The organism is Sphingobacterium litopenaei (assembly GCF_014692495.1).
Taxonomy (GTDB): Bacteria; Bacteroidota; Bacteroidia; order Sphingobacteriales; family Sphingobacteriaceae; genus Sphingobacterium; species Sphingobacterium litopenaei.
The window spans coordinates 37,033-50,745 of the sequence record NZ_JACOIJ010000026.1; the positions used below are offsets into that span (position 1 = coordinate 37,033).

Genomic DNA, 13,713 nt, shown 5'->3' on the forward strand with positions numbered 1-13,713 from the left:
TGTGTATGCTGTCGCATGATCTAAAGACTCAAAACAGCAAAACATTAATTTCAGTTTTTTTAAACTAAAATCTTATTCCCTTGGCAAACAATAATATTCAAAACGAAAGAGTAAATTTTGCTACAAGTAAAAAGGTAATCGATTATCCTGATTTCTTGGATGTGCAATTGGAGTCTTTCAGGGAGTTTTTTCAATTAGAAACTACTTCTGATAACCGCCATCAGGAAGGGTTGTACAAGGTTTTCGCGGAAAACTTCCCTATTTCTGATTCAAGAAACATATTCGTGCTAGAGTTTTTGGATTACTTCATTGATCCTCCTCGCTATGATATTCAAGAGTGTATTGAGCGTGGCTTGACTTATAGCGTGCCTTTGAAAGCAAAATTGAAGTTGTCTTGTAATGACGAAGAACACGAAGATTTCGAAACTATCGTACAAGATGTATACTTAGGTACAATTCCATACATGACACCAAAGGGCACTTTCGTTGTCAATGGTGCGGAGCGTGTAATTGTATCTCAGCTACACCGTTCTCCTGGTGTTTTCTTTGGTCAGAGTAGACACACAAATGGTACAAAACTTTATTCTGCAAGGGTAATTCCTTTTAAAGGATCTTGGATTGAGTTCGCTACAGACGTTAACAACGTGATGTATGCGTATATTGATCGTAAGAAAAAATTCCCAGTTACTACTTTATTACGTGCAATCGGTTATGATTCAGATAAAGATATCTTAGAATTATTCGATTTAGCTGATGAAATTAAAGTTAGTAAATCTGGATTAAAGAAATACGTTGGTCGTCGTTTAGCGGCAAGGGTATTGAATAAATGGACGGAAGATTTCGTAGATGAGGATACTGGTGAGGTAGTATCTATCGATCGTAACGAAATTATCCTTGAACGTGAAACTGTATTAGAAGAAGATCACATTGACTTGATCATCGACGCTGGCGTTAAGTCTATTATCTTAGCGAAAGAAGATGAAGCAAACAATGCGGACTATTCTATCATATATAACACTTTACAAAAGGATACATCTAACTCAGAGAAAGAAGCGGTGGAGCATATCTATCGTCAATTACGTAACGCTGAACCACCTGATGAGGAAACTGCTCGTGGTATCATCGATCGTTTATTCTTCTCAGACAAACGTTATGATTTAGGTGATGTAGGTCGTTACCGCATTAATCGTAAGTTGAAGTTGGATACTGATCCTGAAACTAAAGTGTTGACTCGTCAAGATATCATCGCTATCGTGAAGTACTTGATCAACTTGATCAACTCTAAAGCTGAGGTGGATGATATTGACCACTTGTCAAATCGTCGTGTACGTACTGTTGGTGAGCAGTTGTATGCACAATTCGGTGTAGGTTTGGCTCGTATGGCACGTACTATTCGTGAGCGTATGAACATTCGTGACAACGAAGTATTTACACCTACTGATTTGATTAATGCTCGTACATTGTCATCAGTAATCAATTCGTTCTTCGGAACGAACCAACTTTCTCAGTTCATGGACCAAACTAACCCATTGGCTGAGATCACGCACAAACGTCGTTTGTCAGCGTTAGGTCCTGGTGGTCTATCACGTGAGCGTGCTGGTTTTGAGGTTCGTGACGTTCACTACACGCACTACGGTCGTTTGTGTACTATCGAAACTCCTGAGGGTCCAAACATCGGTTTGATTTCATCTTTATCTGTTCACGCTAAGATTAACAACTTAGGATTTATCGAAACTCCTTACCGTAAAGTAAGAGACGGTAAAGTAGTCGTAGATGAGCCTGTAGTTTACTTATCGGCTGAGGATGAAGACGGCAAAACAATCGCGCAAGCGAATGCTTACTACGATGATAAAGGTAACTTCGTAGATCCAAAAGTAAAAGCTAGATACGAGGGTGACTTCCCTATTATTGAGCCAGAGAAATTGGATTATATGGACGTTGCTCCAAACCAAATTACTTCAATCGCGGCTTCATTGATTCCATTCTTGGAGCATGATGATGCCAACCGTGCATTGATGGGATCAAACATGCAGCGCCAAGCGGTGCCATTGTTACGCCCTCAAGCACCTATCGTAGGTACTGGTTTGGAAGGTCGTGTGGCTTCTGACTCTCGTACATTGATCAATGCTGAAGGTAATGGTGTTGTAGAGTATGTTGATGCTGAAGAAATCAAAATCCGTTACGAACGTAATGAAGATGAGCGTTTAGTATCATTTGACGATGATATCAAAACATATAAATTAATTAAGTTCAAGAAAACCAACCAAAATACTTGTATCAACTTGAAACCTATCGTTAAGAAAGGTCAGAAAGTGACTAAAGGTCAAGTATTATGTGAAGGTTATGCAACTGAAAATGGCGAATTAGCATTAGGTCGTAACTTGAAAGTAGCGTTCATGCCTTGGCAAGGATACAACTTTGAGGATGCGATTGTAATCTCTGAGCGTGTAGTATCTCAAGATATTTTCACTTCACTTCACATTGAAGAGTTTGAATTGGAAGTACGTGATACAAAACGTGGGGAAGAGGAATTAACTGCTGATATCCCTAACGTATCGGAAGAAGCTACTAAAGACTTAGATGAAAACGGTATTATCCGTGTAGGTGCTGAGGTAGGTGAAGGTGATATCTTAATTGGTAAGATTACGCCTAAAGGTGAATCAGATCCTTCTCCAGAAGAGAAATTATTACGTGCGATCTTTGGTGACAAAGCGGGTGACGTAAAAGATGCTTCTTTGAAAACTCCACCTTCAATCAAAGGTGTAGTTATCGATACTAAATTATTTTCTCGTGCTAAGAAAATGTCTAAAGAAGTTGAAAGAAAAGCTTTAGAAAAATTAGAAGTAGCACACGAGAAAAACTTAAGAGTATTAAAAGAGCGTTTGGTAGAGAAATTATTCACTATCGTGAATGGCAAAACTAGCCAAGGTGTCTATAATGTATACAAAGAGTTGTTAGTAGCTAAAGGTGCTAAATTCACTCAAAAAATCTTAACTGACTTAGACTATGCAAACATTAATCCGTTTGGTTGGACTACTGATGAAGACAAAAATGAGTTAATTAAATTAGCGCTTCACCACTACAATATTAAATTGAACGAAGAATTAGGAGCTTTCAAACGTGATAAATTCGCAGTTTCTGTGGGTGATGAGCTTCCTTCTGGTATCGTTCAGATGGCTAAAGTTTACGTAGCTAAGAAACGTAAATTGAAAGTGGGTGATAAGATGGCGGGTCGTCACGGTAACAAAGGTATCGTAGCACGTATCGTACGTGATGAGGATATGCCATTCTTAGAAGACGGTACTCCAGTAGATATCGTATTGAACCCTCTAGGTGTACCTTCTCGTATGAACTTAGGTCAGATTTATGAAACAGTTCTTGGATGGGCTGGTCAAAAATTAGGCGTTAAGTTTGCTACTCCAATCTTCGATGGTGCTGAAATGGACCAAGTAGAAGAGTGGGTAGAGAAGGCAGGATTACCTAAATCAGGTCGTACATATTTACACAATGGTTTGACAGGTGAGCGTTTTGACCAACCAACTACTGTAGGTGTTATCTACATGTTGAAATTAGGTCACATGGTGGATGACAAAATGCACGCTCGTTCTATCGGTCCTTACTCATTGATTACACAACAGCCATTGGGTGGTAAAGCTCAGTTCGGTGGTCAACGTTTCGGTGAGATGGAGGTTTGGGCGCTTGAGGCATTCGGTGCATCTAACATCTTACAAGAGATCTTAACTGTGAAATCAGATGACGTTGTAGGTCGTGCTAAAACTTACGAAGCTATCGTAAAAGGTAACAACTTACCAACACCATCTGTTCCTGAATCATTCAACGTATTAGTACACGAATTGCGTGGTTTAGGTTTAGATATCACATTAGATTAATCAAGTAATATTCAAGCATAGGAGGCGATGAGCCTCTTATGCTCTAACATACATCTTTAAGTTATACAACGTATGTCTTACAAAAAAGATAATAAAATTAAAAGTAACTTTACTTCAATCACGATTAGCTTAGCTTCTCCAGAAACTATTTTGGAGCGTTCAAGCGGTGAGGTTACTAAACCAGAAACGATCAACTATCGTACCTACAAACCAGAACGTGACGGTTTATTCTGTGAGCGTATCTTCGGTCCTGTAAAGGATTACGAATGTCACTGTGGTAAATACAAACGTATCCGTTATAAAGGTATCGTATGTGACCGTTGTGGTGTTGAAGTTACGGAGAAAAAAGTACGTCGTGAGCGTATGGGACACATTGCTTTGGTAGTTCCTGTTGCACACATTTGGTACTTCCGTTCTCTTCCTAATAAAATTGGTTACTTATTAGGTCTTCCTACTAAGAAATTAGATATGATCATCTACTACGAAAGATACGTAGTTATCCAAGCGGGTATCAAAGAAGATGATGGTATTTCTTACATGGATTTCTTGACAGAAGAAGAGTATTTAGATATTTTAGATACTTTACCAAAAGAAAACCAATACTTAGACGATAACGATCCTCAAAAATTCGTTGCTAAAATGGGTGCTGAGGCGTTAGAAGAATTATTGAAACGTCTTGATTTAGATCAGTTATCATACGATTTACGTCACCAAGCTGCTAACGAAACTTCTCAACAACGTAAAAACGAAGCGTTAAAACGTCTTCATGTTGTAGAAGCTTTCCGTGGAGCTAACGAGCGTATCGAAAACAGACCAGAATGGATGATCGTGAAGATCGTTCCTATTATTCCACCTGAGTTACGTCCTTTAGTGCCTTTGGATGGTGGTCGTTTCGCGACTTCGGATTTGAATGACTTATACCGTCGTGTAATCATCCGTAACAACCGTTTGAAACGTTTGATCGAAATCAAAGCTCCAGAAGTAATCTTACGTAACGAAAAACGTATGCTTCAAGAGGCTGTTGACTCGTTATTTGATAATTCACGTAAAGTTAACGCTGTGAAAACAGAAGGTAACCGTGCGTTGAAATCATTATCTGATATTTTGAAAGGTAAACAAGGTCGTTTCCGTCAAAACTTATTAGGTAAACGTGTTGACTACTCTGCTCGTTCTGTAATCGTCGTAGGTCCTCACTTGAAACTACACGAGTGTGGTCTTCCTAAAGATATGGCTGCAGAGCTTTACAAACCATTCATCATCCGTAAGATGATAGAGCGTGGTGTTGTAAAAACTGTAAAATCGGCTAAGAAAATCGTAGATCGCAAAGATCCTATCGTATGGGATATCCTGGAGAATGTATTAAAAGGACACCCAGTATTACTTAACCGTGCTCCTACGCTTCACCGTTTGGGTATCCAAGCTTTCCAACCTACATTAGTAGAAGGTAAAGCGATTCAATTACACCCATTAGTGTGTACAGCGTTCAACGCCGATTTCGACGGTGACCAGATGGCGGTTCACTTACCATTAGGTAATGCTGCAATTTTGGAAGCTCAGATCTTAATGTTGGCGGCACACAATATCCTTAACCCGGCTAACGGTTCTCCAGTTACAGTACCATCTCAAGACATGGTATTGGGTCTTTACTATATTACTAAAGGCCGTAAATCGGATGAAAATCGTAAGATGAAAGGGGAGGGAAGTACTTTCTATTCTCCAGAAGAGGTAATTATTGCCTTGAACGAGAAACAAGTAGATCTTCACTCTTGGATCAAAGTACGAACTAAAGACTTGAATGAAAACGGTGAGTTGGTTCAAAAAATTATCGAGACTACAGTAGGTCGTGTAATTTTTAACCAAATCGTTCCAGAAGAAGTTGGTTATATCAATGAAATCTTAACGAAAAAATCATTACGTAATGTAATTGGTGAGATCGTTAAGACTACAGGTATGGCGCGCGCTGCTCAGTTCTTGGATGATATGAAGGAATTAGGTTTCCAAACAGCATTCAAAGGAGGTCTTTCATTCAACTTACAAGATGTTCAAATTCCTGCAGCTAAAACGGATTTGATTGCTCAAGCTACTGCTGAAGTTGAAGAAGTAATGAATAACTATAACATGGGTTTCATTACAAACAACGAGCGTTACAACCAAATCATCGATATCTGGACACGTATCAACAATAAGTTGACGTCACACGTGATGGAAATTCTTTCGAATGATAACCAAGGTTTCAACTCTGTATACATGATGTTGGATTCTGGTGCCCGTGGTTCGAAAGAGCAGATTCGTCAGTTAGCAGGTATGCGTGGTTTGATGGCTAAGCCTCAAAAATCAGGATCTTCTGGTGGTGAAATTATCGAAAACCCGATCTTATCAAACTTCAAAGAAGGTCTATCCGTATTAGAGTACTTTATCTCTACCCACGGTGCGCGTAAAGGTCTTGCCGATACAGCCTTGAAAACAGCCGATGCTGGTTACTTGACTCGTCGTTTACATGACGTAGCACAAGACATGATCGTTGTTGATTTCGACTGTGGAGGTTTAAGAGGTATTTATACAACTGCATTAAAAGATAACGATGATATCGTTGAACCATTATACGATCGTATCTTGGGTCGTACACCATTAAATGATGTGTACCACCCTGAGACTAACGAATTAATCGTAGCGGCTAACGAAGATATCACTGAAGAAGTGGCACAAGCTATTGACGAAGCAGGTATCGAAGGTTTAGAAATTCGTTCGGTATTGACTTGTGAGTCTAAACGTGGTGTATGTGCTTGTTGTTACGGTCGTAACTTAGCTTCTGGTAAACGCGTTCAGTTGGGTGAAGCTGTCGGTGTAATCGCAGCACAATCAATTGGTGAGCCAGGTACACAGTTGACACTTCGTACGTTCCACGTCGGTGGTACGGCTTCTAACATTGCTTCTGATTCATCTATCATCGCAAAATACGAAGGTACTATCGAATTCGAAAACGTTCGTACAGTAGAAAAAGAAGGTGAAGAAGGTCCTTACCAAATTGTATTAGGTCGTTCAGGTGAGATCAAAATCGTTAACAACGGTAAAGTTCTTTACCAACAAATCATTCCTTACGGATCGAACTTATACGTGAAAGAAGGTGAGAAAGTTGAAAAAGGTACTAAACTTGTTGACTGGGATCCATATAATGCGGTAATCATCTCTGAATTTGCGGGTAAAGTAGAATTCGATGCCATCATCGAAGGTGTTACTTTCCGTGAAGAATCTGATGAGCAAACAGGTCACAAGGAGAAAGTTATTATCGAAACTCGTGATAAAACGAAAAACCCTACTATCAAAGTCCTTGACAACAAAGGTGAGGTAGTTCGTTCATACAACATTCCAGTAGGAGCTCACGTTGCAGTTTCAGATGGTCAAAAATTGAAAGAAGGTGCTATCCTTGTTAAGATCCCTCGTTCTACAGGTAAGACACGAGATATCACAGGGGGTCTTCCTCGTGTAACGGAGTTATTCGAGGCTCGTAACCCTTCAAATCCAGCTGTTGTAACTGAAATCGATGGTGTTGTAACTTTAGGTGGTGTGAAACGTGGTAACCGTGAGATCTCAATCGAGTCTCGTGACGGTCAAGTTAAAAAATACTTGGTTCCACTTTCGAAACACATCTTGGTACAAGATAACGACTTCGTAAAAGCAGGTATGCCATTATCGGATGGTCAGATTGCTCCTGGCGATATCTTGAATATCAAAGGTCCAGCTGCAGTACAAGAATATATCGTTAATGGTATTCAAGAGGTTTACCGTCTTCAAGGTGTGAAAATCAACGATAAACACTTTGAGACAATCGTACACCAAATGATGCAAAAAGTTCACATCGAAGATCCAGGAGATACTCGTTTCTTAGAAAAAGAAGCAGTAAACAAATGGGACTTCATGGAAGAAAACGATTCGTTATTTGATAAAAAAGTAGTAGTAGATGCTGGTGATTCAAATACATTGCGTCCAGGTCAGATCGTTACTTTACGTAGATTGCGTGAGGAAAACTCTAACTTGAAACGTCAGGATTTGAAATTGGTTCAAGTACGCGATGCTGTTCCAGCTACATCAAGCCCTATGCTACAAGGTATCACACGTGCTTCATTAGGTACTAAATCATTCATCTCGGCGGCTTCTTTCCAAGAAACTACTAAAGTATTGAATGAGGCAGCGATCGCTGGTAAACGTGATAACTTATTAGGTTTGAAAGAAAACGTAATCGTAGGTCACTTGATTCCTTCAGGTACAGGTTTACGTTCTTACAGCAATATTATCGTAGGTTCTCGCGAAGAATACGATCAATTATTGGCTTCGAAAGAAGAAGATTAATCTTCTTCTTCCTTATAAGAAGTAAAGGCTTTCCAATTTTGGAAAGCCTTTACTTCTTATATCTAAATTGTAATTATTTAGCCCATTCTAATAATTGTGTACATCTTTCAGCTAACCAATTTTCATTGGAGGCTTCGTTTGGAGCAGCAAATAATTTTGAACCCAATCCTACAGAGAATACACCTGCTTGTCGCCAAGATTTAATACTTTCTTTAGTAGTATCCACTCCACCTGTTGGCATAAACTTCAATGTAGGAAATAATGGTTTAATGGCTTTTAGGAAGTTAGGTCCTAAAGTATCACCTGGAAATAATTTAACCAATTTAGCTTCTAATTCTTCAGCTAAAGCTATTTCAGTTGGGGTCATACAACCAGGAATCCAATCCAAATTATATTCTTTTGCAACGACAGCTATTTCTGCTTTGACAATTGGACTGACTAAAAATTCAGTTCCTGCTTCTGCAAACTCTCTAGCTTGCTCTGCTGTTTTAATTGTACCAATGCCCAATTTTAAATCAGGGAGATTTTCGTTTTTGTATTCCAGTAAGATTTTGAAATTTTCTAAAGCTTTGGCTCCACGATTTACAAATTCAAATACCCGAATTCCACCAGAATAACATTGTTTAACCACTTCAATACATTTTTCAGCATCGTCATTATAATATACTGGTATTACGGGATAGGCTTGTATAGTTTCTCGTATATTCATTATGTTAGATTTTACCATTTCCTAAATCACCTTTCACAAAAAGTTTTTCGAAACCAGCGGCTGTTGCTGTATCAATAATTTCTTGTGCGGGCAATTCGTTTATTAATGCGTAGATCAATCCGCCCATAAAAGCGTCTCCACTACCAATACGATCTATGACTTCAAAAGTTTCACGTGTATCAGAAAATACATTTGTTTCGCGTGTGTGGTAGGTTCCATAAAATAGGTTGTGCTTAGGATTATCCATGAAACGATAGGTGTTAGCAACTTGACTAACTTTTGGGAATTTTTCCATCATTTCGTACGCTACTTGGTTTGCAAAATTTACATATTCTTCTTTTGAGGTACTTCTATCCAAATGCTCTTGAATACTGGTTCCCAACATTTTATTAGAAGCCCAAATATTACCCATAACAACATCCGCATATCGAATTAAGTTCGGCATTATCTCTATAGGATCTTTTCCATATTGCCATAATTTACTTCGGTAGTTCAGGTCTACAGATATCGTAATATTTCTTTTTATAGCTTCTTCTAAAGCTACTTCTGTTAGATAAGCTAGACTTTCATTCAGTGCTGGCGTGATGGCTGTAAAGTGAAACCAATCAATTCCGTCATAAAGTTTGTCCCAATTTATATTTTCCACTTTCAAATCACTGAAAGCAGAGTACTTGCGATCATAGATTACTTCGCCGCTTGTCAAACCATTTGCCGAGAGCAAAAAGTAAGAACCTATACGATCGCCTTGATGCAAAATTTTCGAAGTATCTACCTGTTTTGATTCAAGTATACTTTCAATTTCTTTAGATATTGCGTTTTTCGGAACGGCCGTGAAATAGCTTGTAGCAATACCTAACTGTCCAAGTGTCACAGCTACATTTGCTTCTGATCCACCAGCATAAATTTTAAGTGTATTTTGTTGATTGCCGAAAAATGAATCTGCAGTAGATTGGAGGCGAACAAGTAGTTCTCCAAAACACAATACTCTTTTATTAGGTTTATTCATTTTAGATTTCAATAATCACCCAAATTACAAATACTTTACAAAATACTCGAAGCAGACCATTTATAATTTTGCGAAATCGTTACCGTAAATAATCGTTGTATTTTTTTTAATTGTAGCCTGATATTAGCACCTTTATAATAGTTATAAACCTTATTTTAAGACAGTATCATATCATGGGTATATTGGATCAATTTTCCTTAAAAGGGAAAGTTATCATTATTACAGGAGGAACAGGAATACTCGGAGAATCTTTTGTAAAAGCATTGGCCGAAGCGGGTGCCAAAGTTGCTATTTTAGGCCGAAATCTAGAGAAGGCTATAGAACGTGTTCAATTGGTAGAATCCTTAGGTAGGGAAGGGCTTGCTATCCAAGCAGATGTACTGAAGGAAGAACAAATTATACGTGCCAAAGAGCAGATTTTAGAAAAATGGGGTACAATAGATGGATTGGTTAATGCAGCTGGAGGCAATATGCCAAATGCTACTATCGGACCAGATAAAAATCTATTTGAGGTAGCAGTCACTGATACCTTAGCAGCTATCGAATTAAATTTAAATGGTACCATCATTCCTACACATATATTTGGCCAGGTCATAGCTGAAAAAGGTAAAGGTTCAATTATCAACATTGCTTCTCTGTCTTCGCATCAGGCTATTACACGTGTTTTGGGCTACACGGTAGCGAAAACAGGAATTGTAGGCTATACAAAATGGATGGCTACAGAGTTGTCTCTTCGTTATGGAGATGGAGTGCGCGTGAATGCTATTGCTCCAGGAGTTTTCTTAACTGAACAAAATAGAGCACTGGTTACTAATCCAGATGGATCATACACTGAGAGAGGACAAAAATTTATAAACAATACACCTTTTTCACGTCTAGGAAATCCTTCAGAATTAGAAGGAGCATTAGTATTTCTATTGAGTGATGCGGCAAGTTTCGTGAATGGCGAAGTATTATATGTTGATGGTGGTTTTACAGCTTGGACTGGAGTATAAACGTTAAATATAAATGAGCAAACAGAAATTAGAACAAACTTGGAGATGGTATGGGCCGAATGATTCGGTGAGTTTGTCAGACGTGAAACAAGCAGGTGCAACAGGAATCGTATCAGCTTTACATTATATAGCACATGGCGAAATATGGCCAGTTGAAGATATTCTGGAAAGAAAAAATATTATTGAATCGGCAGGTTTAACTTGGTCTGTCGTTGAATCTGTTCCTGTACATGAAGCAATTAAAACAAGATCTGCGGATGCGGGTAAATATATTGAAAATTATAAGCAAACACTTCGAAATTTAGCTTCGTGCGGAATCAAAACAGTATGTTACAATTTTATGCCCGTATTGGATTGGACACGTACAGATTTGGAATATGAGATGATAGACGGCTCGAAGGCGTTATATTTTAACTGGTCAGATTTGGCCTTGTTTGATATCCATATTTTAAAACGTGAAGGTGCGGAGAAAGATTATAATGCAGAAATTTTAGCACAGGTAGAAGAGAAGCTAACTTCACTTACTGACGCGGATTTGAAACTTTTGACGCAAAATATTTTGATGGGCATTCCTACAGAAAAGGAAATTCTATTAGAAGATTTGACTGCTAGCATTAATATTTATAAAAATATTGGAACTGAAGGGCTAAAGGATAATCTGCTTTGGTTCTTGAGTGAGATAGCAGATACGTGTCAAGAAACTGGTATAAAGATGACTATTCATCCAGATGATCCGCCATTTCCTATTTTAGGATTGCCACGTGTGGTTTCTAACTACGATAATTATAAAGCTATTTTGGAAGGAGTTAACCAACCTTTCAATGGATTTTGTTTCTGTACAGGATCTTTAGGGGCTAATCCAAATAATGATTTATTGTCCATTTTTGATCTTATCAAAGATAGAGTGTACTTCACGCATTTGCGGAACGTACAAATTGATGAATTAGGCAATTTTTATGAGGCAGACCATTTAGAGGGTAATGTGGATATGTACAAAATAATGAAATCTATTGTTGCTGAAAATCAAAAACGAGATACAGCAATTCCTTTCCGTCCTGATCATGGTCATCAAATGTTGGATGATTTGAATAAAGTGACAAATCCTGGTTATTCCGCTATAGGTAGATTAAGAGGTTTGGCAGAATTGCGAGGTTTGGAATTAGGTATCTTAGGAAGTTAATTCAAGATAATATACGATAACAGAATTATATAAAATAAGATTATGGGGAATATTGGGAAATATAGGTGGACTATATGCGCCTTGCTTTTTTTTGCAACTACGATTAATTATCTAGATAGACAGGTTTTAAGTTTATTACATCCAACTTTAGAAGAAGAGTTTGGATGGACTAAAACAGATTACGCTAATATTACAGCAGCTTTTCAGTTTTCTTATGCCATAGCTATGCTGTTTGCTGGTCGATTTATCGATAAGTTGGGAACTAAAAAAGGATTTGCTTGGGCCATTGTTATTTGGTCATTGGCAGCTATTTTACATGCTTATGCTGTTGAAGTTGGTGGATTTTCAGCTACTATTCTAGGGGTATTAGGAATTACAGGATTATCCGTTTCTGTAATAGGTTTTATGGTATCTCGTGTATTATTAGGTTTTGGGGAGTCTGGAAACTTTCCAGCAGCCATCAAAACTACGGCAGAATATTTCCCTAAAAAAGAACGTGCCTTAGCGACAGGTATTTTCAATTCTGGTTCTAATATTGGTGCTATTTTAGCACCATTGACTGTGCCTTGGATGGCCGTAACCTGGGGCTGGCAATCGGCTTTCTGGGTTGTGGGTATTGTTGGATTCTTATGGTTGATTTTCTGGTTTATATTCTATGAAAAACCATCTAAGCAAAAACGTCTTTCTGCGGCTGAGTTAGAATATATTAATAGCGATACTTTATTACCGACAGAAGATGCTTCCGGTAATGAAATTAAATACAATATTCCTTGGTACAAATTGTTGAGCTTCAAACAGACTTGGGCCTTTGCTATTGGTAAGTTTATGACTGATGGAGTATGGTGGTTTTTCTTATTCTGGTTGCCTTCTTTCTTAAAAGATCAATATGCGATGACAGGAACGCAAATCATGCTTCCTTTGGCTGTATTGTATAGTATGACAATGGTTGGAAGTATAGGTGGAGGTTGGTTTCCAATGTACTTTATCAATAAAGGTTATAATGCTTACGATGGGCGTATGAAAGCCATGTTAATTATAGCATTATTCCCATTAGTAGTATTATTGGCTCAGCCATTCGGTGATATTTCTTATTGGGTTCCTGTTTTATTGATAGGAGTAGGTGCTTCTGCACATCAAGCATGGTCTGCAAATATCTTTTCTACAGTATCGGATATGTTCCCAAAAACTACGGTTGCATCTGTTACAGGAATTGGCGGTATGGCTGGAGGTATCGGAGGTGTGGTGATGTCAAAATTAGGTGGATTTCTTTTTGATAAATATGACGCTTTGGGTAATATTGACACAGGATACACTATTATGTTTAGTATTTGTGCCGTAGCCTATATAGTGGCATGGTTCATTATGAAATCTTTAGTTCCTAAAATGAAACTTGTAGAAGTTTAACAAATCAATAATAAGATAAAAGTAAAAAGCTCGTTTTTTAAAACGAGCTTTTTACTTTTATGTGCGCCCGGCATGGGCGTGAACTCTAGGGTGTAAGTCCCGAACGTGCCTTGATAGTGGGAAACGTTAACTTAAGGCAAGGGTGTCCTTCGCGAGGGGGAATCTGAAGGAAGCCGGCGGTA

At 38.3% G+C, this 13,713-nt stretch carries 7 protein-coding genes; 5 read left to right on the forward strand and 2 right to left on the reverse strand.

Going from position 1 to position 13,713, the window contains the following annotated elements; genetic code table 11:
* The first annotated feature begins 80 nt into the window (after window positions 1-80).
* The gene (rpoB, locus tag H8B04_RS12695) at window positions 81-3,890 is read left to right on the forward strand and encodes a DNA-directed RNA polymerase subunit beta (protein WP_165291602.1); all 3,810 of its coding nucleotides are present in this window, start codon (window positions 81-83) and stop codon (window positions 3,888-3,890) included.
* A gap of 72 nt (window positions 3,891-3,962) precedes the next feature.
* Window positions 3,963-8,237: a DNA-directed RNA polymerase subunit beta' gene (gene rpoC, locus H8B04_RS12700; protein ID WP_190302590.1), complete on the forward strand. Its 4,275-nt coding sequence runs from the start codon at window positions 3,963-3,965 to the stop codon at window positions 8,235-8,237.
* A gap of 73 nt (window positions 8,238-8,310) precedes the next feature.
* On the opposite strand, the gene H8B04_RS12705 is transcribed toward rpoC, so the two are convergent.
* Together H8B04_RS12705 and H8B04_RS12710 are read right to left on the reverse strand one after the other, a co-directional pair.
* Window positions 8,311-8,946 (reverse strand): bifunctional 4-hydroxy-2-oxoglutarate aldolase/2-dehydro-3-deoxy-phosphogluconate aldolase, encoded by a 636-nt coding sequence (locus tag H8B04_RS12705; protein ID WP_165291604.1) that lies wholly within the window; start codon window positions 8,944-8,946, stop codon window positions 8,311-8,313.
* 4 nt (window positions 8,947-8,950) lie between these two features.
* The gene (locus tag H8B04_RS12710) at window positions 8,951-9,952 is read right to left on the reverse strand and encodes a sugar kinase (protein WP_165291605.1); all 1,002 of its coding nucleotides are present in this window, start codon (window positions 9,950-9,952) and stop codon (window positions 8,951-8,953) included.
* A 173-nt stretch (window positions 9,953-10,125) separates the two neighbouring features.
* Between H8B04_RS12710 and H8B04_RS12715 the strand changes: the two genes are divergently transcribed.
* Genes H8B04_RS12715 through H8B04_RS12725 form a run of 3 tightly spaced genes read left to right on the forward strand, consistent with a single transcriptional unit; the run spans window position 10,126 to window position 13,531 of the window.
* Window positions 10,126-10,947 carry an SDR family oxidoreductase gene (locus H8B04_RS12715; RefSeq protein ID WP_190302591.1) on the forward strand — a complete coding sequence of 274 codons (822 nt, stop codon included), beginning with the start codon at window positions 10,126-10,128 and terminating at the stop codon, window positions 10,945-10,947.
* Between the two features lie 13 nt (window positions 10,948-10,960).
* Window positions 10,961-12,127, forward strand: a complete 1,167-nt coding sequence (gene uxuA, locus H8B04_RS12720) for a mannonate dehydratase (RefSeq protein ID WP_190302592.1) — start codon at window positions 10,961-10,963, stop codon at window positions 12,125-12,127.
* Between the two features lie 42 nt (window positions 12,128-12,169).
* Window positions 12,170-13,531 (forward strand): MFS transporter, encoded by a 1,362-nt coding sequence (locus tag H8B04_RS12725; protein ID WP_223815415.1) that lies wholly within the window; start codon window positions 12,170-12,172, stop codon window positions 13,529-13,531.
* Window positions 13,532-13,713 lie beyond the last annotated feature (182 nt).

Coding starts and splice junctions, on each gene's coding strand:
- H8B04_RS12705 (WP_165291604.1), bottom strand. CDS start 8,946: ATGAATATACGAGAAACTATACAAGCCTATCCCGTAATACCAGTATAT.
- rpoC (WP_190302590.1), top strand. CDS start 3,963: ATGTCTTACAAAAAAGATAATAAAATTAAAAGTAACTTTACTTCAATC.
- H8B04_RS12710 (WP_165291605.1), bottom strand. CDS start 9,952: ATGAATAAACCTAATAAAAGAGTATTGTGTTTTGGAGAACTACTTGTT.
- H8B04_RS12715 (WP_190302591.1), top strand. CDS start 10,126: ATGGGTATATTGGATCAATTTTCCTTAAAAGGGAAAGTTATCATTATT.
- H8B04_RS12725 (WP_223815415.1), top strand. CDS start 12,170: ATGGGGAATATTGGGAAATATAGGTGGACTATATGCGCCTTGCTTTTT.
- uxuA (WP_190302592.1), top strand. CDS start 10,961: ATGAGCAAACAGAAATTAGAACAAACTTGGAGATGGTATGGGCCGAAT.